Below are 23,972 nucleotides of genomic sequence, written 5' to 3'. Positions count from 1 at the left end.
TAATAAATAAAACAGATAGATATAAACAGCATTAAATAGGAGCACTATTGTATAGCTCCATTTCCAGACGAATTTTTGTTTTTCTTCGGTCACTTTTTTTAGAATTATTTTCCGATTGAAAGCATATTGGCAAACAATCTGTATGCTCCGGGGACACCTGCTGGTAGTTCACGGAAAAAGCTCAATCCTGTATAAATATAATATCCTTTTCCGTATTTGGCCACAAGAAGTGAGCCTTTTGTTTGGGCTTCACCTTTGTCGTGCATTCCCAGTATTGGTGTAAACTCTTTAGCCCATTCATCAGGGAAATATAAACCGCGTTCCTGCACCCAACCTTCAAAGTCTTGCTGGGTAATTTTATTGGGTGAATTTAAAAGTGGATTTTCAGGAGCTAGTATTTTTACTTCAGAAAATTCATCTGTAACACGGTCGCGCGAAAGTTTTAATTTATAAGGCGCAAAATTTTCAGTCACCAAACCCCTGTTTGTATTGTATTGCACAATCATTGTTCCGCCGTTTTCAACATATTTATTCAAGGCAGTTTGCGCAAAAGCAAGTTCGGGAACGGTGTTATATGCACGAATTCCAACAACAATTGCATCAAAACGCTGAAGATTTTCTGCTGAAATATTTGAAGGATCAATCGTAGTAACGGAATAACCAATCTGCTTTAAACTTTCAGGAATGGCATCGCCCGCACCGTTTATATAACCAATATTCTGTCCTTTTTTCTGAATGGCAATCTTTGCAATTTTCGCTTCCGAAGGCAACAAAACACTTTGATATGGAATATGTTCGTAATCAATGGTGACTAATTCTTTATCAAAACTTTTTCCTTCAGCATTCACAACACTTTTTAAATAACCTTCGCTTTGCCCGTTTGGTGGCGTTACTGCATAGTTGAAGGTTTTTGTTTCACCTTTTCTTTCAAGTTGAAATGTTTGCTGCTCTGGCGTTACCTTCCAGCCTTCAGGGTGCTGTAGGCTCACATTTCCTGATATGCTATCTTTTCCTGCTTGAACAATTACCGAAACAATTTCAGTTTCATCACTTGCGAAAATCAAAACTTTCTCTGGGATGGAAGCGGTTACTTCTGGCAATACTTCCAACGGACGATAGACTTCGCCTTTTACGGGGTCGTTGAATTTATAAACGATATTCTTTGTGAAAGGAATGATTGTATTTCCAAATTGAAGTTCAAAAACTACTTTTTCTAAAACTGGAGTTTCAGGAAGTCCAATCAGTTCTTTGGGCGCCACATACATTCCAACCGTTCCCTTTTCATTCAACCAATATGGAGAAGAGTATGGCGGATTTTGTTTTGCGGAATTAACGGTTATTTCAATGTTTCTCTTGTCATTGAATGGAAGTATTTCAGGGGTATCCCAAAGAGTTTTTCCTTCTGAATTTTTTACTGACTGTAAAACCACATTATTTTTCCCGCGGTTGATGGCTTCAATACTAACTTTAAAATTTTCACCCGGATTAACCGAATTTGCTTCGGAAGCGGCTTCAATAAAAATTCCACCGCAATCTAGAATCAATTGCTTCAGTTGTTCAAGCTTAATGTTTCGCCAATGTGCATCCTTCAAACTCGAAACTAGGGGATAGGCTTTCAGCAATTGTGGAAGCATTTCCGAAGGATTCTTAAAGTTGAAATTTCCTTCCAAAGGATTTAAAATAGCTCCGATTTCATTTCCACCTTCAAATCGCGACCAGTTGGTGTTTATACCATCAAAAAGATTGTTATCCGTTGGTTTGCTACCTTTTAACAATTCCAAATATTCAGTTTCGGTTCCACGGGAGCCCGTACTGCCAAAGCCTTGCGATTTGTGCATGCTGCGGCTTAAGGAAGCTATTTCACCATTAGATAAACCAAGGGCCGGGAAGTAGTTACCAGTTTCAACCGAAACGAGCTTTGTTTTATCAGCTTTTTCAAATTTTTCCTGGCTTCCATAGAACCACCATGAAGTATTGAAAAATAAACGTTGTGGCTTCCAAACACCGTATTCCGAAGCAGATTCTGGGTATTTTGAAGCATTGTCAACCATATCAAAAGCTTCCACGCTCAGCATTGCAGAAGCGGTGTGATGACCGTGAGTACTTCCTGGGCTGCGGTGGTCAAAGCGATTTACGATAATATCGGGCTTAAATTTTCGGATTGTCATCACCACATCGCTAAGCACATCATCTTTTGTCCAAAACTCAAAGGTTTCATCTGGATTTTTACTGTAACCGAAATCGTTGGCACGGGTAAAAAACTGTTGTCCGCCATCGGTTTTTCGTGCTGCCACAAGTTCCTGAGTACGGATTACACCCAAAAGTTCACGAAGTTCAGGGCCAATTAGGTTTTGGCCACCGTCTCCTCTCGTTATGGAAAGATAGGCTGTGTTTGCGTGTACATCATTTACCAAATAGGAAATGAGCCGTGTGTTTTCATCATCTGGATGTGCAGCGATGAATAAGGCTGAACCAACAAAATTTAATTTTTGAAGGTCGTGATATATTTCGGAAGCAGTAGGTTTTTTAGGAGCTTGAGCTGTAGCAACTATTGTGAAAAACAAAAATAGAAGTCTGTAAAAAAATTGTTTATGCATAAAATTATAGTGCTGATTTATTCGAAACCCTTCAAAGATACTTATTTGTGAAAATTATTCGTGTGGCAGTTCTTCCTTATTTTTATCAAGTTCTTGTTGCTGTTCGTAAAACTCTTCAGGTTTAATGATGCTTACACCTTTTTGAAGCATCATACTGTTAGGATATGTAACTATTTCATTATTAGTGGTGTGAAGAATTATATGAAACGTTTTGATGTCTTCAATAATACCTTCACAGGGCATTTCTTTATCGTGGATTTTTATGTAATCACCAATTTTATATGGGAATGTAAAAAACATAATTATACCACTGGTCACATTGCTTAGTATGGACCATTGTGCAAATAGTGCAATCCCGATAACAGCAAAAACAGATGACATTACAAGTCCTAAATTTCTGAAATCAACGCCCCAAATCATTGTAAGGCCTAAAACAAATAAAAAGAAAGCCACAAAATCTACGTGCTTCATAATCAAACCTGTACGGTGTTCCAAACGCTCAATTTTTTTAGCAAAATTGCGCACGGTTTTTTTCAGAATCAATCTCAGAAAAATTAAAACCACGATGAGTATAGCAGATTCAATCAATTCTGGGTAATATTCTTTTAGATTTATCATTTCAATATTATTTTAATTTAAGCGAATCGCGCAGGTTTAGATGTTCATTACCATTTTTGCTCCAATAATCGCTTTTTATTCTTTTCAGCTTTGTAGCTGTTGTTTTCAATCGCAGGGTATCGTTTTGGCCTGCAGCGTTTACTTCTTCCCATTTTTCAATTTCATATGGAAAATTACTGTGAAAGAAAAGCATCAACTGGCGCTGTAAGTCTGGATAATTTAAAGTGTAAATGCTTATAGAATCCCCCTGTTTTAGACTGGCAAAAGCATTGTGTTCTTTGACTTCTTTGTGCCGAAGCCGGAAATATTCAAAAGAAGGGACAATCATAAGGTCACCAGTGGGTAATTCTTCGGGATTGATCCGGATAAGGTTCCAGAATTCATTTTCCAACCAGGTTTTTGTTAATGAAAACTTTTGGTCAGCTTCGCCTTGAAAATAGGAGTGACTTTCTATTTCAAAATCCCCGCGATTGTTAAGCTGCATATAGACCTGGCCACACCATTCCTGCACACTGTTTGTAACTTTTAGCGGATGCTCTTTTTCAGAAATAGGGCTGAAGGTGCTTGTCATTATTGAATACGGATAAATGCCAGTATTGAAATTCTTCATTTGGTTTAACTTCAAAACTGAAATATTTTCCTTGGAAGAACTGTTCGCTTTTACTTGAACGTCTGGTAAAAAATCTTCAGAAACGAAGATGTTTACAGCCGTTCCCTCACGAATTTCGCCGTAACGTTCCTGCATTAAACTGTATGAAGTGATTTCAGCTGTACCGTCGTACCAATAATCTTTAAATTCTTTTGAAACAGTTCTTGGTGTCGCAGTTTTAGACGCTTCTTTTTTAGTTGAAATCTTTAATGAACCACTATTTTCTTCGGAAGAATTGCAACTGTTCAACACGGTTAAAATAACGAAAAGAGGAAAAAGTTTGAAAAAGTTCATTATTCGAAGAATTTTGCTCAAAAATAGCACAAATTCAACGGTTGGCAATCTGGGTTAACGTTTTATAAACAAGTCGCGTTGGCAACCCCATTACATTAAAATAGCAACCTTCAATTTTGTCAATGCCAATGTACCCAATCCATTCCTGAATGCCATAGCTTCCTGCTTTATCAAAGGGTTTGTAGTTTTTGATGTAGAAATCAATTTCTTCTTCAGAAAGTGGTTTAAACCAAACTTTTGTAACATCGTTTACAGTTATCTGAAATTCTTTTGAAGTAAAACTCACTGAAGTGATAACCTCGTGCATTTCACCGCTCAAATCTTGAAGCATCGTCTTGGCTTCATTAAAATCCTTTGGTTTTCCAAGAGCTTTTTTGTTTAACCAAACAATAGTGTCACTTGTTATTAGAATGTCATTATTGTTTAAATCATTAAAAACTGAAGCTTTAAGTTGGGACAGATAATCTGTTATTTCCGAATGGTTTAATGCAGGAGGATATGTTTCTTCAACTTCTTTAACATGAATTGTATAATCCAAATCTAACTCCTTAAAAAATGCTTGTCTTCGCGGTGAACCCGAAGCGAGAATAATATTATAGTCTTTTAATTTTTCGCGAAGCATCTTTGAGGTTTCAAGTTATAAGTTCAGATTTCGAGTTCAAGTTTTGAGTGTATTATTTCAAAATTACAAATTGATAGAGCGGAATGGAGCATATGCCCAAAAACATTATCATTTTTAAAAGTTTTGAAAGAAACGCGTATTCCCTTAATGTGCCAGCATCCCATGATTTTATACAAAAATAGAGCAGCGGAGCAACAATACCGAAAAGAAAATACAGCAATAAAACCTGCTTGTTGTATAAATACTCATACATATAAAGCACAACTCCTAAAACCATAAAAACGCCCAAAACAAATACTATGGTAATTGTCCTTTTTCTACCTAGCGCGATAGCTAAAGTATTCATTCCACCTTTTTTATCGCCGTTTATGTCTTGTAGGTCTTTTACAATTTCACGAATTAAATTTATGGAAAATGCAAACATTGCATAATGCAAAACAAGTTTGAAAACTACAGATTGTTGGATTTGGTTTTGTGATGTAATTGCCGGAAACAAATCAAAAAGCGCCACAATTATTAAACTTGCCGCTACTAAAGCGGAAACCAAGATGTTCCCAATGAGCAGCATCCCTTTTAAATAGGAAGCGTATAAATAGAGCAAGGCCGAAAAAACAATGAATAGTGCAGCAAAACTAGGTTTGCCGATGCTGTTGGCAAGAAAAAAGCCTATGGAAACACCAATTACATTAAGAATTATAAAAAGACGATTTGCGCTACGTTCTGAAATCTTTTTACCGATCAAAACTTTATTCGGTTTGTTGATTCTGTCAATTTCCACATCATAAATATCATTGATGATGTTTCCTGCGGCAGCTATGCAAAGTGTAGCCAAAATAAGCAATGTAAAGGTGAAGGAATTAAGAGTGGTTTCTGCCCCGAAAGGTTGGAAAAGACCGTATTTTAAAAATACCTGCGCCAAGGCTATAAAGAGCAGGTTTTGATATCTGATGAGTTTTAAGTAATTCAAGATTCAAGATCGGGTTTATAGTTTCGATTTCGATTTCATTTTCCTAATCATATTTAGCGCTCAATCCCTCTGTTGCCATCCACTTTCCCTGTACTTTCAATACTTGTTCTATCACATCGCGAACGCAGCCTTTGCCTCCTTTTTTATGTGACACGTATTTTGAGATTGCCTTAATTTCCTGCACGGCATCCTGAGGGCAGGTGGGAAGACCAACTTCCCGCATGATTTCAAAATCGGGTAAATCGTCACCCATATACAGTATGTTTTCGCGTTTTAGGTTATTTGTTTCTAGATAATCTTCCAGGATTTTGGTCTTGTGGTGCGTACCCAAAAAAATGTCTTTAATCCCCAAATTTTGCAGTCGAACACGTACTCCTTCATTGGAACCTCCAGAGATAACACATACATTAAAACCTTGGTCAACAGCGGTTTTCAATCCGTAGCCGTCTTTTATGTTCATCGTTCGGAACATTTCACCCTGGGTGTTCACTTGAATTGTTCCATCTGTTAACACGCCGTCCACATCAAAAATGAAGGTCGTTATGTTTTTTAAATATTCTTTATAGCTCTTTTCCATAGTTATGGTTTAATTGCTCTGTAAACAGCTCATAGATTTTTTTGTAAGGGCTTCCTTCCAACAAATGTAAATGTTTTTCAATGGTCTTTTTATCATTTCGTCTTGCAGGGCCCGTTTGTGCATTTTTGGGCGAAAGCGATTCAATTTTTGAAGCAGTTTCAGCGATAAGCGGTTTTAGCATTTCAAACGGCAAATCCTCGTCTTTTAAAATCTCACTGCCAATTTCGTATAAGTGATTGACGAAATTATTCACAAACACCGCTGCCAGATGCAGTTTTGCTCTTTTTTCTGAGGAAATTTCAACTACATTTTCAGAGATTAATCTACCTAAGCTGTGCAGGATTTCCAAATCTTTTGAATTTTCAGCTTCAATGCAGATTGGAATATTTTTAAAATCCACTTCTCGATGTTTTGAAAAGGTTTGAAGTGGATAAAAGATTCCACGGCGATTTTTTGAAGAAAGCACATTCATTGCTGCACCTCCGGAAGTATGAACCACTAATTTATTTTGAAAGGAAAGGGACTCAGAAAAACTGGAAATAGCGTCATCCGGAATCCCGATAATGTAAATATCAGCATCTTCAATTTTTGAAATATCATCCGTAAAAGGAATATTCTCAAAAGGCGAAATCATCTTAATAAAATTCCTATTAAAGGCCTGTTTTACAACAACTTTATTTGTTTTATATAAAGTTTTCAGTAAATGACTATTTACGTTTCCAAAGCCTAAAAAAATCACTTTTATCATCTAGCGAAGTTAGCGTTTTTTTAAAATTTTTAACGAAACACTTTGTGTTTTATGAGTTTTAATTCGCCGTCCAGTTCCAACTGTTTAATGGCGCGGATAACAGTTTCAACGCGCTGTCCGGTTAGATCTGCTATTTGCTGGCGGGTCAGTTCCACTTGAAAAAGTTCTTCAGTGCCATACTTGTTTTTCAAAAAATCTATCAATGCAAGAATGCGGTGTTCAGGCGGATGTACAGAGATTTCTTTTAGAATTGTTGCCTTGTAATAAAGACGTTTTGCAAGTGCTTTTGTAAATTTTAAGTTGACTTCAGGATTATCTACAAGAAGTTCAAACAATTTTGTTTTGCTCAATTTGTATAGTTCTGTTGGTTTTACGGCCACTGCAGACGCCGGATATTTAAAATCGCCAAGAAGTGGTGGTTCGCCAAAACTTTCCCCATCATAAAAAATTCCCTGTACAAATTCTTTTCCCTGTTCGTTCAAGTTGAACATTTTCACTTCTCCAATTTTTATCTGAAAATAGAAGTCGGCACGTTTTTTTTCTGAGATTATTATCTCGGAAGCATCAACATTTTCAATAGTAGCGCCGTATTTCAACAATAAAATTTCTGAAATCATGGGTTTATGATTTGCCTCATAAAATGAAGCATGGTTCGGATTGTAAATTTACACCATCTTAAAAATAAAGCTATATTATTATGAAATCATTATCAATAAAAGCCATGCAAATCGAATTTGAAAAAGATTTTTACATGTACATTCCGTTGACCATTATTTTGAACAGTTGCATTGGTTCTATTGCCGTTATGACTATTTTGGCGCAGGGCACATCTTTGGTCTCTGGGATTGAACTGACAATTTGTGTTTCCCTTTGTATGGCCTATAATGCAGTTTTGCTTGCCGGTTCTAACAGAAAGTTTGCATTTTGGTTATTGCTTGTTGGTATAATAGCAAATATGTTGTTGATTTTAATAACTTTGCTATAAAAATGGCGAAAAGGAAAATTGAATCCCGCGAAGAAGTGTCTTTGCTCGTTAATACATTCTATTCAAAAGTTAGGGAGGAACCACTTCTGGGGCCTATTTTTAACAAAATCATTACCGACTGGGAAACCCATCTTGAACTACTTACAGATTTCTGGGAAACGAATCTTTTCTTTAAACGAAAATATTTCGGAAACCCTATGCACGCCCACATTGAGGTAGATAAAAAGATGGGGGGCAAAATTAACGAACTTCATTTCGGTACGTGGATTAATCTTTGGCATGAAACCATTGATGAGCTTTTTGAAGGAGAGACGGCAAATATTGCAAAAAACCGCGCTCGAAATATGGGAACTTTCATTCACTTGAACGTTTTCAATGCTAGAAATGAAGGTGCTCAAAAGGAGCAATAGTTAACAGATTTAAGTAGCTTAAATGGTCGTAATTCCCTAAATTTGCGCCAAAATTCCCTATAATGCAAAAAAAGATTGCTTCCGTTCTTTTCTCCACTCGTTTAACAGCCGTTTTATTTATCGTTTTTGCAGTCGCTATGGCAGCGGGAACATTTATGGACGCAGATTCACAAAGTCCGCCTACGCCCTATACCAGAGAGCTAATATATAATGCTTGGTGGTTTGAGGCCATAATGCTACTTTTTGTAATCAACTTTGTTGGTAATATTTTTAGATATAATCTTCACAAGCGCGAAATGTGGGCTTCGTTGATGTTGCACTTGGCCTTTATTTTGGTCATTGTTGGAGCTTTTGTTACTAGATATATAGGTTTTGAAGGTATAATGCACATTCGTGAAGGACAAACAGAAAGTTCAATCCTTTCAGACCAAGCCTATTTAGATATCTTTATTGATGGTGATTATATGGTTGATGGCGTTGCGCAGCGCAGAAAACTGAAACCAAAAAAGCTAAGGCTTTCCGAAAAACTTAATAATGATTTCACGATAAATACTGATTATAATGGCCAACCCGTAACCATTAAGTTCAAAAGCTTTATCAAGGGTGCAATTGAGGGATTAACAAAATCTGAAAATGGCGAGGAATACCTAAAAATAGTTGAATCTGGAGATGGGGAGCGACACGACCATTGGGTGAAAGTAGGTGAGGTTTCTGATATTCACAATATTCTTTTCGCAATAAACAAACCTACAAATGGCGCAATAAACATTACTTATTCCGAAGACGGAAAATATTCTATTTCCAGTCCTTTTGAAGGAAATTATATGATAATGGCAGATCAATCTCAAGGAGAAGTAGTTGCAGATAGTGTGCAGCCTTTCAACTTGCGCTCGCTTTACCGAATGGGCGGAATTTCGTTTGTAGTGCCAGAACCCATTACCAAAGGAAATTATGGTATAGTGAAAGCAGGAGCTGGGGAACCTGCAAATCAAGACGCCCTGATTCTTGAAATTTCTTCAAAAGGCGAAACCAAAACGGTGGAACTTTTAGGTGGAAGAGGCACGGCGATCAATCCCACCGAAACTGAAATTGCAGGTTTGAAGGTATATTCAGGCTACGGTTCTGAAAGTATTGACCTACCTTTTAGTATCACTTTGAACGATTTTATTGCTGAAAAATATCCTGGAACTGAAAAAGGATATTCATCTTTTAAAAGCAAGGTGACTGTTATTGATGCTGACAAAACCCATTTTGATGCAGACATTTTTATGAACAACGTTCTTGACCATCATGGCTATCGTTTTTTTCAATCAGGTTTTGACCCCGATGAAGGAGGAACTATACTTTCCGTAAACCATGATTTGTGGGGAACGTGGATTACTTATATAGGTTATTTTTTCCTATATATAGGTTTAATGGGAATCCTTTTCTTTAAAGGCAGCCGTTTTAAAAATTTAGAAAAAATCCTGAATCGTATTAAGAAAAAGAAGGCTAAAATGACAATGCTATTGGTGTTTTTAGTCTCACTTTCAGGTATGGCTCAAGAAATTAAAGAGCCAGCACACACAGCGGTTCCCAAACAACAAATAGATTCATTGATAAAAGCGAATGCTGTTAGTAAGGAACACGCGGCAAAGTTTGGGCATTTGATAATTCAAGACAATGGTCGGATGAAGCCTATCAACACTTTTGCAAGTGAATTATTGCGGAAAATAAGCCGAAGCGATAGTTACGAAGGTCTGGACGCAAATCAGGTTTTTATTTCAATGACGGAATTCCCAAGACTTTGGGTTGAAGTACCGCTAATTGCCTTAAAAAGAGGCAATGATAGTATTCGTCATGTAGCTGGGGTGCCCGATGGACAGAAAGATATAGCGCTATTGGACCTTTTTGACGAAAGAGGGAACTATAAATTAGAGCCGTATTTGGAAGCTGCCACACGTACCACAAATCCCAACCAATTCCAAAAGGATTTTATAAAAGCGCACGAAAACTTTTCATTGCTTAATGCTGCTTTAAGCGGAAGTATTCTAAAAATATTCCCGATTCCTGAAGATGAAGGCAACAAGTGGGTGTCATACCCAGAACTGGGTGATGCGAATTTGAAGGGAATGGATTCGTTGTATGCCAAAAATATTCTCCCGCTGTATTTCGATAGTTTAAAGAAAGCACGTGAAAATGGCGATTATAAACAGGCTGATGAATTACTGGAAAGCATTACCAATTTTCAAAAGAAATATGGAAAAGAAGTAATGCCTTCAGAAAACAAGCTTCGTGCGGAGACCATTTACAACAAAGTAGATATCTTCAACCGACTCTACAAATATTTCGCAATATTCGGTATTTTGATGTTTGTCTTTATAATCGCACAGCTTTTCAAAGACAGGAAAATATTGCGAGTGCTCATAAAGAGTTCAAAAGTACTAATGTGGGTTTTCTTTACATTAATGACACTTGGTTTAGCGCTACGTTGGTATGTTAGTGGCCACGCGCCTTGGAGCGATGCCTATGAATCTGTGGTTTATGTGGCTTGGGCAACGGTCTTTTTCGGTCTGGCTTTTGGCCGAAAAAGTGATTTGACCGTGGCATCAACAGCCTTTGTTGGTGCAATCATCCTTTGGGTTGCGCATGAAAACTGGTTGGATCCTTCCATAGCGAACCTACAGCCAGTTTTGGACAGCTATTGGTTGATGATACACGTGGCGGTAATTGTTATGAGTTACGGACCTTTTACCCTCGGAATGATCTTAGCCATAACATCCCTTTTTCTTATGATTTTCACCACAAAAGGTAATTATAAACGAATGGAAATCAACATCAGCGAATTGACCGTTGTTACCGAAATGGCATTGACGGCTGGCTTAGTGTTGCTGACCATCGGAAACTTTTTGGGAGGTCAATGGGCCAACGAAAGTTGGGGGCGTTACTGGGGCTGGGATCCAAAGGAAACTTGGGCACTAATCAGTATTATGGTATATGCCTTTGTAATTCACGCCAGGTTGGTTCCCGGATTACGTGGGCGTTGGACATTCAATGTGTTCGCACTTTTCGCCTACGCTTCCATTATGATGACCTATTTTGGTGTGAATTTCTACTTAAGCGGTCTGCATAGTTATGCAAGCGGCGATGCGCCTGCTACTCCAACATTTGTTTGGTATATTGTAATCTTCGCAGTGATTCTTAGCGTTGTATCGTATTTTAGGTATAAGAAGTTTTATGGGAAGAAGAAGTCAAAAGCATAAAATATAAAACCACGAATTCACGAATAATGTTAAATGACATTTCGTGAATTCGTGGTATAAAAAACCTAAAATCTTTAATAAATTAGATCATATCCTCTGGCTTAACCCATTCGTCAAACTCTTCCGCAGTTACATAGCCAAGGTTAACGGCTTCTTCTTTTAAAGTAGTTCCGTTCTTGTGGGCGGTGTTTGCTATTTCAGCAGCTTTATAATACCCTATTTTTGGATTTAATGCAGTTACGAGCATCAAACTGTTGTTCAATTGTTTTTTGATTACTTCGTAATTGGGCTCAATTCCTTGTGCGCAGTGAACATCAAAAGAAATACAGGCATCACCAATCAATTGCGCTGACTGGAGGAAGTTTGCAGCCATAACAGGTTTAAAAACGTTCAGTTCAAATTGGCCTTGCATTCCGCCAACGGCAATAGCCATATCGTTTCCAATAACTTGAGCACTGACCATTGTTAAAGCTTCACATTGGGTTGGGTTAACTTTTCCAGGCATAATAGAGGAACCAGGCTCGTTTGCAGGAATGTTTATTTCACCAATTCCACTTCTTGGACCGCTTGCAAGCATACGCACGTCATTTGCTATTTTATTTAGTGAAACTGCCAATTGCTTTAACGCGCCGTGGCTTTCCACAAAAGCATCGTGCGCGGCAAGTGCTTCAAACTTGTTTTTTGCAGTAATAAAAGGCAAATCTGTAAATTTCGCAATGTATTCAGCAACTTTTACGTCGTAGCCTTTTGGAGTATTCAAGCCTGTTCCAACAGCAGTTCCACCCAAAGCGAGTTCCGCCAAATGTGGAAGTGTGTTTTTAAGAGCTTTAATTCCGTGATTAAGTTGAGCGGCATATCCACTGAATTCCTGCCCAAGGGTTAGGGGAGTGGCGTCCATAAAATGGGTACGGCCAATTTTTACAACGCTTTTGAATTCCTCAGCTTTTTTTGAAAGCGTTTTTTGAAGTTGCTCAACGCCTGGAATTGTAGTTTCAATCAATTTTTTATAGGCAGCAATGTGCATTCCTGTTGGGAAAGTATCGTTTGAGGATTGCGATTTGTTTACATCATCATTCGGCTGAAGAGTTTTTTCTCCCTCTCCGATAGTTTTTCCAGCAAGTTGGTGTGCGCGGTTCGCAATTACTTCGTTCACATTCATATTGCTTTGTGTGCCACTTCCAGTTTGCCAAATTACTAGCGGAAACTGATCGTCGTGTTTTCCGTCCAAAATTTCATCGCACACTTTTGCAATCAAATCTCTTTTTTCCTCGGAAAGCACGCCAAGTTCACAATTAGTATATGCCGCTGCTTTTTTTAGATATGCAAAACCATATATTATTTCCAAAGGCATAGAAGCTTTTGGACCGATTTTAAAATTTTCAAAAGAACGCTCTGTTTGTGCGCCCCACAATTTATCGGCAGGTACTTTTACCTCGCCCATAGTGTCTTTCTCTATTCTGTATTGCATTGTGAAATGGTTTATTTTGAATTAATTGAACTTTTTTTCAAAGCTTTTATTTTGATGCAAAGGTAGCGAAAAGCCAAAAGTTGTTCAACCCGCACGGCTGTTTATTTGTTGTGAATAAATCAGGAATTTTTGTTGTTGTTTTACAAAAAAACCTTTTATCTTTGAACCATCATTTTAAAAACGCCACATCATGTTTACATTTGAACAATATTTAGGATTTCTTGCTTTTTTAATCATACTTACTATGGGTTTTTGGTTAATGATATTTTTAGTTAGCATTCTTCCATATTGGATAGGTGGCTCACTTTATGAGAATTGGAAAATGAAGCGTGAAGAAAAGAAAAAATTGAAATCGTAACTTCACAACTTACAGATATAAAAAAAAGGGAACCAAATTGGTTCCCTTTTTTTATTTGCAATTAATCTCGGTTTAACCTTCAAAACCACCTTCATCTTCGCCGCCATTTCTTTCAGGGCGCTGACGTTGTTTCTTTTGATTGAAACGATAGGTGAAGGTTAGTGTAACTTGGCGCTGTCTCCATTGAAATTCACTTTCACTGGTAAATGAATCTGTAGTAGTTAGGCTATTTCTTTTTCTACTGTTGAGCAAATCACTAACATTTAATGCTAAAGTGCCGTTGTCGTTCATAATGTCTTTGCTCATTGCCATATCAATGGAGAGAATGCCTTCAGATTCTGTTTGGGAATTGTTGGATGGGCCTCTGTAAAATGCGTTGGTTTGCCATTCAATTTTTGCGGGAAGTTTCACTTTACTGCTGAAACGCCCAAAATAACTAGTGTTTTCGGCACCGTAATCTATATTGTTATAGAACCCTTCTGTTTTGAAAAGAAAGTAGTTGAAACTTCCGTTCAGGTTAAGCCATTTGGTAGGATTATAAAGTAGCCCAAATTCAAAACCATAACGTTCGTTGGTGGAAAGGTTTATAGGAATAGTACGGATTACGGGAATTCCATTGCTGGTTACTTCTCCGGTTTCCTCTTGCACTCTTTCAAAAGCATCGGTTTCGTACTGATAATAGATAGAGGATGTTAAAGTAAGTTTTTTCCAACGCTTTAAATATCCCAAATCAAAAGCGCTTGCGTATGCAGGATCCAAGTCTGGATTTCCTTGGAATACATTAGCTTCACTTGCACGTGATGGAAAAGGATTGATGAACCAGTTTCGCGGTCTGTTTATACGTCTGTTGTAACCAAGTGTTATGTTTTCATTTTCCTTCAATTCATAGGTAAGATTTACTGTTGGAAAAAGACCCGTGTAGTTTTTATCAAAATTTAAGTCGAAAACAGTGTTGCCAGAAATATTTTCAGCATCAACTTTTCCCTTTAATTGAGTATTTTCCAAACGAAGCCCTAACAGGAAAGAAAATTTTCCTAATTTATTTCCATATTGTGAATAAAAGGCGTGTACGTTTTCGTTATAGGTGAAAATATTTGAAATGCTATCATTTCTTATAAAATTTCCTGAAATACCATCTTCCTCAAATAAAGTATAGTCCGTAACAGATTCTTCAAAATTACCGCGATAGCCAGCTTCAAACTGTGCATTTTCACCTATGGGAAGTACATAATCTACTTGCGCTAAATATTCTTTCTGGTCTTCTTTTTGAATTATATCTTCTGCAGGCAGTGGATCAATGCTTGGAAAAATAAGTCTTTCCGTGATAAAGGATGTTTCGGTTTCCGTATCGTTCTCATATTGAAAATCGGCGGTAAGCTTGTGGCCGTTATCGTTAAATTCATTTACGTAATTCAATGATAATTGATAGGTTTCGTCATCTTCGCCTTCTTTCTCAATTCTCGTGATCTGTTGTTCAACGTTATTGTCGTTGTAGTTGAACGTATTGTTGGTAGTTTCGTCATTGCCATCTCCTTTGCGGTAAAAAGCGCTAGCCGTAACTGATGATCGGTCACTTAAAAAATATTCGATACCCAAGTTGGTATTGAAACCTTTTCCCATTCGGTCATATTTTCTATTTTCTATAACCTGGTCATATTTTGGATCAATTGTAATTGGGTTTCCAAGACTATCAATAGAAGTTCTGGAAAAATAATTATTGTTGAAAAAAGCTTTTCCGGGACTATTTCTATAATAAACCCCAGTTGTATTAAAAATATTGAACTTATCTGTTCTTAAGTTTATATTTCCTGAAGCATTACTATTAAGAGGAACGCCAATACTTGTGCTAAGTGAGCCATTAAGGCCAAGCGTCTTTTCTTTTTTAAGAATGATATTTAAAATCCCAGCAGTTCCTTCGGCATCATATCGGGCGGAAGGCGATGTAATTACTTCAACTCTCTCAATAGCTTCGGCAGGAAGCTGTCGCAGTGCATCCGTAGAGCCAAAACCGGCAATTGCAGATGGTTTTCCGTTGATAAGTATTTTAACGTTATCATTTCCTCGTAATGCAATGGCACCATCAACATCTACTGTTACTGAAGGAACGTTGTTTAATGCATCACTAACGGTTGCGCCGCCTGCGGTAAGATCTTTACCAATATTGTATATTTTTTTATCGAGTCTAATTTGCACCTCGGTTGTTTCGGCTCTAACAACAACTTCGTCTAGACTGGCGGCGTCCAAAGCTAATTTAACGGTTGGTAGGGTGGTATTTTTAGTTAGGTTTTGGTTCGGGACCTCTTTGGTTTTATATGAAATAAATTCATATTTAACAGTATAAACGCCTGCCGGTAGATCAATAGTGAATTTACCCTCTGTATCTGTAATTCCGCCAGTAACAACCTTGCCTTGCTTGTTTATGAATGATACTGTGGAATACTCTAATGGATAGTCTGTACCTTCTTCAAGAATAGTTCCTTTAACTGTAATTTGTTTTTTTTCAGGATTTTGAGCCACTACTATAACCGTGGCAAATATGAACAGAATAGAGAGAATAATTTTCATGTAATTTTTAGCAATTTTGACCCACGAAAATAGCCGTGGTTTAATTGGAAACTGCTAAATTTCTGTTAAATAAAAAAAACAAACCTATAAAATATCCAGCACCTTTTTTGGCGGTCTGCCAATTACTGCATGGGTGCCTTTAATGGCGATTGGGCGCTCTATCAGCTTTGGGTTTTGAACCATTATATCAATTATTTGTTCGTCGGTAAGATTTTTGTCTTTGTAGTTTTGTTTCCAATCAGCTTCTTGAGTTCTAATTAGTGCAATTGGTTTAATATCTAAAAGTTCTATTACTTGCTTTAACTCTTGATGGGTGGGCGGAGTATCAAGATATTTTACAATTTCTATGGTTTCGCCTTCTTCTTCCAAAAGATGAAGGGCTTCACGTGATTTACTGCAGCGTGGGTTGTGGTATAATGTTGTCATATTTTTTTTTAAGTTTAAAGTAAAAAGCTAAAGTTATAAGTTGAAAATTTTAATTTTTCCCTTTCGAGCTTAAGGCCCCAGTTCTTTCAATTCCAACTCATAATCATACTGCAAATCTTCGTGTAGCGCTTTCACTTTTTTTGAAATGTAATCAATTTGCCTATTGTATAGATTGGTGAGTGTTGTATTCCGTTTTATAGAAGGTTTGAAATCTTTCAGCTTGTGACAAAAATAAAGCAGGAGTTCCACTTCGGTTTCTTTGTTTTGCGAATAGCGGATAAATTTTTTCAGCTCCCGCAAAACTTTGCGAATGCTCTTTTTTATAAGGTAAAAAGTCTTGGTGTTGATGGTTTCAAAATCTTCATCTACTTTATTTTTAATGCTTTGTATGAAAGCTGCTTCGTCTTCAGATTCAAACAATAAATAGGTGAGCAGTTCCTTGTTTTCCTTTTTAAATCTTGAAAGTCGAAGGCAAAGCTCCAACAATTCTTGTGTGGAACGCTGGTTGAGTTCGGTTTTTATTTCTTTTAATGATGCGGCTTTCATGAAAAATTAGTTGGAAGTAAAAATACCATTGATATTCAATAATCGATTAAAAATTATTGATAATAAATTTATTTGAAGGTTTAACAACTCTTTTTTTCAAATGAGAACCAATTTTATGTACTTTTAAAATCGCAAAAAATAAAAATGGTATATAAAAAAACGCTTCTTTCTTTTTCGCTCTTTCTTCTCGTTGGAATCGGGGCGTTTTCCCAAATCAACTCTCAAGACAAAATATACGAAACCTATGATGATATAGTTGGTCTGGACAATACTGGTCTGTTCAACGGAACAGAGTTCACGGATCTGTTTTTAAACACCGACGGAACTTATAGATACTTTAATGGTTTTGATTATGTTAAGGGCTCTGTAACTTATAACGGCCAATATTATGTAAATGTATTTTTGAAATACGATCTTTTAGACGATAATTTACTAACGCGTTCTGATGATAATTTGAGCATTTTCAATGTGAAATTGATTCCAGAATTTGTTGAGTCTTTTTCCATTTACAACTGCAACTTTATTAGATTGGCAGATACCAATTTGGGTCTAGCAGCTAATGGTTATTTTGAAGCTGCCTACATAGGAAATAATCTGGATCTTTATATTAAACACACCAAAAAGAAAAAAGACAAGCCTTTGAAGAGTGGAATACAATATAAATTTTCTGAAGCTGATTTTTATGTATTGAAGAATAGTGATAACTACACAGTTATTAGCTCAGAAAGAGAGCTTCGGAAATTGCTTCCTCAAAAACAAGAAGAAATACGCAATTTTTACAAGACCTATAAAATCCTTTATAAATCAAACCCTGACAGTTTTATGATTAAACTGGTGAAATATCTTGATGGGCTAGAAATTGAAAAAATCCAACAATAAATAGATGAAACTTTTTATGCGAAATAGATTTTTTGCCATCGCTATATTTTTATTGAGTTCTATTGGTTTGTTTGCGCAAACCGAGCAAAACATAACGGCATCTTTCAACAATACATCTTTAAAAGAAGCGGTTTTAAAAGTTGAAACTCTTTCAAATAAAAAGTTCTATTTTGATGAATCTTGGTTGAAAGGTTATTTCGTAACAAAAACTTTTGAAAATGAGTCTCTCAGAAAAGTTCTGGATGGAATTTTTAGCAATACAAACATCAATTTTGTTTTAAAGGACGGAAATGTAATTCTATTGAATAATACATACGTTTACACAGAATTGCCATCAGACTATTTCAACGAAGCAAAGCCTGACGAAAAGGTGATTGAACAAAACAATAATGCTCCAATTTTTCAAGAAGAATATACTGAAAGGCAAACCGTTCAACAAAGAAAATTGGTAACTATAGGAAAACAGCGTCCTAATGCTGCAAACAAAACCTATGTGCTCACAGGTGTTTTTAAAAATTCAAAAACAGGCGAACCACTGCAAAATCTTTCCATATCAACTACTGATAGAACCAAGTATGCCGTAACGGATGCTGACGGTCATTTTAGCATTCGTCTTCCATATGGTTTGAACAAACTTGAAACAAACCTCTTGGGTTTTGAAAAGATACGTCAAGATGTTATTATGTACGGCGATGGCTCACTTAATATAGAATTGCGGGAAAACACTGAATCTTTGGAAGAAGTGGTAGTTAAATCGAAAAAAGACGCCAATGTGCGCGATGCCGTTGTAGGCGTTACCAATATAGACATTGAAGCAATAAAAACCATTCCATTAGTTTTGGGCGAGCGTGATATTTTAAAAGTAGCCACAACTATGCCTGGAATAAAAACAACAGGTGAAGGCTCCAGCGGTTTTAACGTTCGCGGGGGTCGTGCTGACCAAAACCTAATTTTGTTGGATGATGCCGTACTATATAATCCATCACACTTTTTGGGCTTCTTTTCGGCGGTAAATCCATTTACAACTGGGAGTTTGGAAATTTATAAAGCCAGCATTCCTGCTGAATACGGCGGAAGACTTTCCTCGGTTTTTGACATTGAAACCAAATCGGGCGATATGGAAAAGTTTAAAGGCGAAGGTTCCGTGGGGCCAATAACCGCAAATCTGGCTGTGGAAGTTCCCGTAGTAAAGGGAAAAGCGTCTGTGATTACTGGATTTAGAGCTACTTATTCCGATTGGATTTTAAGAAGCCTAGACGAAGAGGAACTGAAAAACAGCGAAGCTTCCTTTTATGATGGCATCGTGAAATACAAACATAATATTGACGATAAAAACAACATTCAAGGTACATTTTACTTCAGCAAAGACCGTTTCAGCATAACATCAGATTCTATATTTGACTACAATAACCGTTTGATTTCCTTAAAATACGGCCATAACTTCAGTGAAAAGAGTAGGGCAGAACTCATTTTGGTAAGCAGCCAATACAAATATGGAATCAATTATGAAGCTGATGCCAATGAGAATTTCGATTTTGGATATGAACTGAACGAATATCAAGCCAAGCTTAATTTCAATTATAAATTGAGCAACAAACACAAGCTTAGCTATGGCCTCAGCAGTAAATTATATACTATTGATCCTGGAAATATTGAACCAATCGGGGCAAATTCTGATGTGAAAGCAAAAACAATTGATCGTGAAAAAGGACTGGAATCTGCCGTTTATCTCGCAGATTTATTTGAAGTTACTGATAAATTACTTTTCGATTTAGGCTTGCGTTACTCTTTTTATTCGGCACTTGGCCCAGCAACCCAAAACGTTTATGAAGATGGGGTTCCAAAAAGCGAAAGTTCTATAATTGAGGTAAAAGAATATGGCAACAACGAATCCATAAAAACATACGGTGGTCCTGAATACAGAATTTCAGCCCGTTATTTATTGGGGAACGATTTTTCAGTCAAGGCCGGTTTCAACAGAACTATTCAATATCTGCATTTACTATCAACAAACACCACGCAATCTCCAACGGATATTTGGAAGCTTTCAGATTTAAACATTGCACCACAACGCGCCAATCAATATAGTTTGGGGTTCTTCAAAAATCTTTCAGGAAAAGATGTGGAATTCAGTATTGAAGGATATTACAAAACAATGTCAGACCTTTTGGATTATAAAATAGGCGCACAGTTAATTTTAAATGAAGATCTTGAAACGGAACTCCTTCAAGGTGAAGGAAAAGCCTACGGTGTTGAGTTTCTTGTGAAAAAGAATTCAGGACGTTTCAATGGATATTTGGGCTATAGCTATTCACGCTCATTAGTGAAATTAGATAGCCAGCTTATGCAGGAACGTGTTAATAATGGTGAGTTTTTCTCTGCAAATTATGATAAACCTCACGATTTTTCGGTGGTTGCAAACTATAAACTTACCAAACGTTTCAGCTTTTCAGGGAATTTTACATATCAAACAGGACGCCCAATTACATACCCAATTGGCCGATATGTTATTGCTGGCGAAGAACAGGTACTATACAGTGACCGTAATGAATTCCGCATTCCAGATTATTACAGGCTTGATTTGGGTGTAAATATTGAAGGCAATCACAAGTTGAAAAAATTAGCACACAGTTTTATTAATATTTCGGTCTATAATGTTTTGGGAAGGAACAATCCCTATTCTGTATTTTTTGTGAATGAGGAAGGACAGATAAAAGCATATCAAACCTCAATATTTTCTGTGCCAGTTCCAACCATAACGTATAACTTTAAGTTTTAAGGATGATGAAGACAAGGATTTTATTTACACTATTATTCGGAATACTTCTTTTTCAAATGGGTTGCACCGAACCCTATGAAATAGAAACGGTTAACTATGAAAACGTTTTGGTGGTGGAAAGCACCATTACCGATGAATTGAAGCCACAGATTGTAAAACTCAGTAGAACTTCATCTCTTGAAGACACTTCGGTTTTAATAGAAAACAATGCAACTGTAACCGTTGTTAGCAATAATGGAGACAATTTTAGTTTTTCTCAGGATAATGACACCGGCTTCTATATTTCAAATCAATCATTCCGTGCCCAACCCAATACTTCCTACACTTTAAATATTGTTACTCAAGATGGAAAACGTTACACTTCCTCTTCCGTTGTTTTACCGCCAGTTGTGGAAATGGACGAAGTTTATACTGAAAGAATTGTTGACCCTACTGATGATAAGGATGGCGTACAAGTTTTGGTAAATACAGAAGACCCTACAGGGAATTCAAAATATTTTCGGTACGAATATGAAGAAACTTATAAAATTACAACTCCTAATCCATCGCGTTTCATAGCGAATATTAAAAACTACAACCCAACTACCGGCACCTATGATGTGGAACTTATAGAACGAGAACGAGAACTAATTTGTTATTCTTCCGAAATTTCCACAGGTATTACGCAAACTACAACTACAGAGCTCAATGAAAATAGAGTTTTTCATTTTCCAGTTCGGTATCTTTCAAAACTTGATCCAAAAATACAGACACGATATAGTATTTTGGTTAAACAATATGTGCAAAGTGTTGAAGCGTATACTTTTTATAAAATAGTGAAAGAACTAGGAAGTGTAGGAAGCTTATTGTCTCAAGGCCAGCCTGGCTATGTAGCAGGAAATATTATTTATGAAGCAAATCCAGATCAAAAGGTTTTGGGCTTCTTTGAAGCTTCTTCCATGACATCAAAGAGGATATATTTCAACTATGGAGATTTTGGATTGCCAAAGCCACCGTATTTTGTGGATTGTGAGGTTTTAGTGTTGGATTATAACGATAATACCACTTTAGATAATGATCCAGATGAGCGAGAAGCATTATATTATTATATCACTTTAAAAAATTATCAAGTTATAAGATTGGCTCAAGGCACTCTTTATACAGTTGTACAGCCAGAATGCGGTTTATGTACCACTTTTTCATCAAATGTAAGACCCGATTTTTGGGAAGATTGAATATGACAAAAAAACTAATACTCGTATTGTTTATTTTTTTCGGTTTTGTGGCAACAGCGCAAATTCCGAAACATTATGTGTCTGAAGATATAAATGTTTTCCCGAAAGAAAAGGTTGTACTTTCTATAAACTCAAACGTATTGTTGGCAGGAGAGTTGCTTCAATACAAAGCCTTCAATCTTGATGCTGCAAATAAAGAAAGCAAGCTTAGTAAAATATTGTATGTTTCCCTAAGAAACGAGAGCGATTCCGTTGTTTTTAGCCATAAATTGAAAGTTGAAGATGGAATGGCTAATGGAGATTTCTTTATTCCTTCCACATTAAAGTCAGGTGTTTACAATCTTATTGGCTATACCAATTTTTCAAGGAATAACCTTCAAGAAGCCTATTTTAAAAAGAATATTTACATTATAAATACCTTTATAAAACCCACTGATATAAAGAAAACGGCAGATACGGTTAAAGTGAAATTTGCATCAAAAAGTACTTCAGAATTTTCTAATGTAAAAAGCAATGAAGAAACTATAAAAATCACTTCAGATAAACAATCTTATGGCTTTCGCGAAAAAGTGAATTTAAGTCTTGAAAACCGTTTAAATAACAATGGTGGAAACTACGTTCTTTCAGTTAGAAAATTAGATCCAATAGAAATTTCTGGTAAGGTTGAAACAAAGGTGAAAGATGTTTCTTCGGGAATATTTTATGTTCCAGAAATTCGTGGCGAGCTAATTTCGGGAGTTTTACTTTCTAACGGAGATGGCCAACCGTTAAAAAACAAAGAGGTTTCACTCACTATTCCAGGAAAGGATTTCGTCTTTAAAATAGCAAAAACCGATGCGAATGGAAGGTTTTTCTTTTCGGTAACAGAAGGGTATGATACGGATAAAAGTATTATACAATTGAACGACTCTGAAAATGATTCAAACACCTATTCATTTGTTTTGGACAAAAATGATTTCATTTTGGGCGAAAGCGATCCAAAAATATTGAAGTTGGAAGCTAATTTAAATGATTGGCTGCAAGAGCGAAGCATTCAAGTTCAGATTGAGAATGCCTATTTTGATATTAAAAAAGACAGCATTTTAAGCAACAAAATAAATCCTGCTTTTTACGACAACTTGGGTACAGTCTTTCAGTTGGATGATTACACACGTTTTCCCACAGTTAAGGAAACATTTGTTGAAGTTGTTACATTAGCTGCAGTTCGTGGTGCGGGTGAAAACATTAAGTTTTCAGTAAATAATGCCTACAATCCAAATGGAGTTGCTAAGTTTAATGATATTCCACCATTGGTACTTATGGATGGGATGCAAGTTCAAAACAACGAAGATTTGTTAAGCTACAACGCACGTGAAATAAAAAGTATTCGAGTGATTACCCAGCCTTACCGCTATGGCCCAAAAATATATAGCGGCATTATTTCCGTGATAACAAAAAAAGGAGATTTTGTGCCTACTTTATCAAGCAATGTTAAAGAACTGGATTTACCTCCTGCTATCAAGAAAAAAGTACAGTATAAAACAGACTATAACAATAAAGCTGCACTTTCAAGGATTCCGGATTTTAGGGTGCAATTGCTTTGGAAACCTGATCTGACATTTGAAGAAGAAAGTTATTCTACTTCCTTTTTTACTTCAGATGTTTCAGGAGACTTTGAAGTAACTATAGAAGGTTATACCGGTTCTGGACAATTTATTTCTGCTAAAAGCTATTTTAAAGTAGATGAAAATTAACGTTTTGTGTTAAAATTGTTTCCATTTTTGTTAAAATTAAAGGAAAATTGTTTTAACTTTAATTCGAACAATTAAACAACCAAAACCTATTTTCTTCCTATGCTTCACTGGAAAGCAACATATATAATTTTGGCTATAGTCTTTGGAGTTATTGGTTTCATTGGCCTTGGTGATGGAGGGCTGGAGCCCGCAAAATATATTTGCGGAATATTCGTGTTGTTATTGCTGATATTTTGGGCTTCAGATTTTTTTGTGGGAAGAAAGCGCAGTTAATATTTACAAGTTAAAGTTTTAA

Annotated in this window: 21 protein-coding genes; 9 read left to right on the top strand and 12 right to left on the bottom strand. The window is 36.5% G+C overall.

Annotation, left to right across the window (positions count from 1 at the left end):
* Positions 1-104 precede the first annotated feature (104 nt).
* Genes Q2U82_RS14030 through Q2U82_RS13995 form a run of 8 tightly spaced genes read right to left on the bottom strand, consistent with a single transcriptional unit; the run spans position 105 to position 7,689 of the window.
* Entirely contained in the window at positions 105-2,597 is a 2,493-nt protein-coding gene (locus tag Q2U82_RS14030) for a PIG-L family deacetylase (RefSeq protein ID WP_410005479.1), read from the bottom strand.
* A gap of 54 nt (positions 2,598-2,651) precedes the next feature.
* The gene (locus Q2U82_RS14025; protein WP_410005478.1) at positions 2,652-3,215 is read right to left on the bottom strand and encodes a mechanosensitive ion channel family protein; all 564 of its coding nucleotides are present in this window, start codon (positions 3,213-3,215) and stop codon (positions 2,652-2,654) included.
* A gap of 7 nt (positions 3,216-3,222) precedes the next feature.
* The gene (locus Q2U82_RS14020; protein ID WP_410005477.1) at positions 3,223-4,158 is read right to left on the bottom strand and encodes a septum formation inhibitor Maf; all 936 of its coding nucleotides are present in this window, start codon (positions 4,156-4,158) and stop codon (positions 3,223-3,225) included.
* A gap of 34 nt (positions 4,159-4,192) precedes the next feature.
* Positions 4,193-4,780: a Maf family nucleotide pyrophosphatase gene (locus tag Q2U82_RS14015; protein ID WP_410005476.1), complete on the bottom strand. Its 588-nt coding sequence runs from the start codon at positions 4,778-4,780 to the stop codon at positions 4,193-4,195.
* A gap of 52 nt (positions 4,781-4,832) precedes the next feature.
* A complete protein-coding gene (locus Q2U82_RS14010; protein WP_410005475.1) occupies positions 4,833-5,747 on the bottom strand; it encodes a geranylgeranylglycerol-phosphate geranylgeranyltransferase in 915 nt (304 codons plus the stop codon).
* Positions 5,748-5,790: 43 nt separating this feature from the next.
* Complete coding sequence (locus Q2U82_RS14005) at positions 5,791-6,324, bottom strand: KdsC family phosphatase (RefSeq protein ID WP_410005474.1); 534 nt, start codon at positions 6,322-6,324, stop codon at positions 5,791-5,793.
* On the bottom strand, positions 6,308-7,072 hold the full coding sequence (locus tag Q2U82_RS14000) for a Rossmann-like and DUF2520 domain-containing protein (protein WP_410005473.1): 765 nt from the start codon (positions 7,070-7,072) through the stop codon (positions 6,308-6,310). The genes Q2U82_RS14005 and Q2U82_RS14000 overlap by 17 nt, the downstream gene beginning before the upstream one ends.
* Positions 7,073-7,101: 29 nt before the next feature.
* On the bottom strand, positions 7,102-7,689 hold the full coding sequence (locus Q2U82_RS13995) for a Crp/Fnr family transcriptional regulator (RefSeq protein ID WP_410005472.1): 588 nt from the start codon (positions 7,687-7,689) through the stop codon (positions 7,102-7,104).
* An 80-nt stretch (positions 7,690-7,769) separates the two neighbouring features.
* On the opposite strand from Q2U82_RS13995, the gene Q2U82_RS13990 reads away from it, so the two are divergent.
* The 3 genes from Q2U82_RS13990 to ccsA all read left to right on the top strand — a co-directional run bounded on the left by Q2U82_RS13990 (position 7,770) and on the right by ccsA (position 11,709).
* Positions 7,770-8,057 carry a hypothetical protein gene (locus Q2U82_RS13990; protein WP_410005471.1) on the top strand — a complete coding sequence of 96 codons (288 nt, stop codon included), beginning with the start codon at positions 7,770-7,772 and terminating at the stop codon, positions 8,055-8,057.
* A gap of 2 nt (positions 8,058-8,059) precedes the next feature.
* Positions 8,060-8,467 (top strand): group III truncated hemoglobin, encoded by a 408-nt coding sequence (locus tag Q2U82_RS13985; RefSeq protein ID WP_410005470.1) that lies wholly within the window; start codon positions 8,060-8,062, stop codon positions 8,465-8,467.
* A 62-nt stretch (positions 8,468-8,529) separates the two neighbouring features.
* Positions 8,530-11,709, top strand: coding sequence for a cytochrome c biogenesis protein CcsA (gene ccsA, locus Q2U82_RS13980; protein WP_410005469.1), 3,180 nt, complete (start codon positions 8,530-8,532; stop codon positions 11,707-11,709).
* Positions 11,710-11,791: 82 nt separating this feature from the next.
* Here the strand turns inward: ccsA and fumC are convergent, their stop codons facing one another.
* The gene (gene fumC / locus Q2U82_RS13975) at positions 11,792-13,177 is read right to left on the bottom strand and encodes a class II fumarate hydratase (protein ID WP_410005468.1); all 1,386 of its coding nucleotides are present in this window, start codon (positions 13,175-13,177) and stop codon (positions 11,792-11,794) included.
* Between the two features lie 190 nt (positions 13,178-13,367).
* Between fumC and Q2U82_RS13970 the strand changes: the two genes are divergently transcribed.
* Entirely contained in the window at positions 13,368-13,535 is a 168-nt protein-coding gene (locus Q2U82_RS13970; RefSeq protein ID WP_410005467.1) for a hypothetical protein, read from the top strand.
* Between the two features lie 72 nt (positions 13,536-13,607).
* Here the strand turns inward: Q2U82_RS13970 and Q2U82_RS13965 are convergent, their stop codons facing one another.
* From Q2U82_RS13965 to Q2U82_RS13955, 3 genes are all read right to left on the bottom strand, one after another.
* Positions 13,608-16,100, bottom strand: coding sequence for a TonB-dependent receptor domain-containing protein (locus Q2U82_RS13965; RefSeq protein ID WP_410005466.1), 2,493 nt, complete (start codon positions 16,098-16,100; stop codon positions 13,608-13,610).
* A gap of 84 nt (positions 16,101-16,184) precedes the next feature.
* Positions 16,185-16,526 (bottom strand): arsenate reductase (glutaredoxin), encoded by a 342-nt coding sequence (arsC, locus tag Q2U82_RS13960; protein WP_410005465.1) that lies wholly within the window; start codon positions 16,524-16,526, stop codon positions 16,185-16,187.
* A 69-nt stretch (positions 16,527-16,595) separates the two neighbouring features.
* The gene (locus tag Q2U82_RS13955) at positions 16,596-17,072 is read right to left on the bottom strand and encodes a hypothetical protein (RefSeq protein WP_410005464.1); all 477 of its coding nucleotides are present in this window, start codon (positions 17,070-17,072) and stop codon (positions 16,596-16,598) included.
* A 144-nt stretch (positions 17,073-17,216) separates the two neighbouring features.
* Between Q2U82_RS13955 and Q2U82_RS13950 the strand changes: the two genes are divergently transcribed.
* The 5 genes from Q2U82_RS13950 (at position 17,217) to Q2U82_RS13930 (ending at position 23,950) form a co-directional block, all read left to right on the top strand.
* The gene (locus tag Q2U82_RS13950) at positions 17,217-17,951 is read left to right on the top strand and encodes a hypothetical protein (RefSeq protein ID WP_410005463.1); all 735 of its coding nucleotides are present in this window, start codon (positions 17,217-17,219) and stop codon (positions 17,949-17,951) included.
* Between the two features lie 4 nt (positions 17,952-17,955).
* Entirely contained in the window at positions 17,956-20,730 is a 2,775-nt protein-coding gene (locus tag Q2U82_RS13945) for a carboxypeptidase-like regulatory domain-containing protein (protein WP_410005462.1), read from the top strand.
* Positions 20,731-20,732: 2 nt separating this feature from the next.
* Complete coding sequence (locus Q2U82_RS13940) at positions 20,733-21,944, top strand: DUF4249 domain-containing protein (protein WP_410005461.1); 1,212 nt, start codon at positions 20,733-20,735, stop codon at positions 21,942-21,944.
* A 2-nt stretch (positions 21,945-21,946) separates the two neighbouring features.
* Positions 21,947-23,677, top strand: coding sequence for a hypothetical protein (locus Q2U82_RS13935; protein WP_410005460.1), 1,731 nt, complete (start codon positions 21,947-21,949; stop codon positions 23,675-23,677).
* 99 nt (positions 23,678-23,776) lie between these two features.
* On the top strand, positions 23,777-23,950 hold the full coding sequence (locus tag Q2U82_RS13930; RefSeq protein WP_410005459.1) for a DUF1328 domain-containing protein: 174 nt from the start codon (positions 23,777-23,779) through the stop codon (positions 23,948-23,950).
* Positions 23,951-23,972 lie beyond the last annotated feature (22 nt).

It is taken from the genome of Aequorivita nionensis (assembly GCF_046352995.1).
In the GTDB taxonomy this organism is placed as follows: Bacteria; Bacteroidota; Bacteroidia; order Flavobacteriales; family Flavobacteriaceae; genus Aequorivita; species Aequorivita nionensis.
The sequence above is the reverse complement of the archived record's forward strand: the minus strand, read 5'-3'. Positions and strand labels throughout refer to the sequence as shown.

Bases quoted from the DNA above. Each gene is read 5' to 3' on its own strand.
- Q2U82_RS14005 (WP_410005474.1), bottom strand. From the start codon at position 6,324: ATGGAAAAGAGCTATAAAGAATATTTAAAAAACATAACGACCTTCATT.
- Q2U82_RS14030 (WP_410005479.1), bottom strand. From the start codon at position 2,597: ATGCATAAACAATTTTTTTACAGACTTCTATTTTTGTTTTTCACAATA.
- Q2U82_RS13940 (WP_410005461.1), top strand. From the start codon at position 20,733: ATGATGAAGACAAGGATTTTATTTACACTATTATTCGGAATACTTCTT.
- Q2U82_RS14000 (WP_410005473.1), bottom strand. From the start codon at position 7,072: ATGATAAAAGTGATTTTTTTAGGCTTTGGAAACGTAAATAGTCATTTA.
- Q2U82_RS13965 (WP_410005466.1), bottom strand. From the start codon at position 16,100: ATGAAAATTATTCTCTCTATTCTGTTCATATTTGCCACGGTTATAGTA.
- Q2U82_RS13935 (WP_410005460.1), top strand. From the start codon at position 21,947: ATGACAAAAAAACTAATACTCGTATTGTTTATTTTTTTCGGTTTTGTG.
- Q2U82_RS13955 (WP_410005464.1), bottom strand. From the start codon at position 17,072: ATGAAAGCCGCATCATTAAAAGAAATAAAAACCGAACTCAACCAGCGT.
- Q2U82_RS13930 (WP_410005459.1), top strand. From the start codon at position 23,777: ATGCTTCACTGGAAAGCAACATATATAATTTTGGCTATAGTCTTTGGA.
- Q2U82_RS14015 (WP_410005476.1), bottom strand. From the start codon at position 4,780: ATGCTTCGCGAAAAATTAAAAGACTATAATATTATTCTCGCTTCGGGT.
- Q2U82_RS13995 (WP_410005472.1), bottom strand. From the start codon at position 7,689: ATGATTTCAGAAATTTTATTGTTGAAATACGGCGCTACTATTGAAAAT.
- Q2U82_RS14025 (WP_410005478.1), bottom strand. From the start codon at position 3,215: ATGATAAATCTAAAAGAATATTACCCAGAATTGATTGAATCTGCTATA.
- Q2U82_RS13945 (WP_410005462.1), top strand. From the start codon at position 17,956: ATGAAACTTTTTATGCGAAATAGATTTTTTGCCATCGCTATATTTTTA.
- arsC (WP_410005465.1), bottom strand. From the start codon at position 16,526: ATGACAACATTATACCACAACCCACGCTGCAGTAAATCACGTGAAGCC.
- Q2U82_RS14020 (WP_410005477.1), bottom strand. From the start codon at position 4,158: ATGAACTTTTTCAAACTTTTTCCTCTTTTCGTTATTTTAACCGTGTTG.
- Q2U82_RS13970 (WP_410005467.1), top strand. From the start codon at position 13,368: ATGTTTACATTTGAACAATATTTAGGATTTCTTGCTTTTTTAATCATA.
- Q2U82_RS13990 (WP_410005471.1), top strand. From the start codon at position 7,770: ATGAAATCATTATCAATAAAAGCCATGCAAATCGAATTTGAAAAAGAT.
- ccsA (WP_410005469.1), top strand. From the start codon at position 8,530: ATGCAAAAAAAGATTGCTTCCGTTCTTTTCTCCACTCGTTTAACAGCC.
- Q2U82_RS13985 (WP_410005470.1), top strand. From the start codon at position 8,060: ATGGCGAAAAGGAAAATTGAATCCCGCGAAGAAGTGTCTTTGCTCGTT.
- fumC (WP_410005468.1), bottom strand. From the start codon at position 13,177: ATGCAATACAGAATAGAGAAAGACACTATGGGCGAGGTAAAAGTACCT.
- Q2U82_RS13950 (WP_410005463.1), top strand. From the start codon at position 17,217: ATGGTATATAAAAAAACGCTTCTTTCTTTTTCGCTCTTTCTTCTCGTT.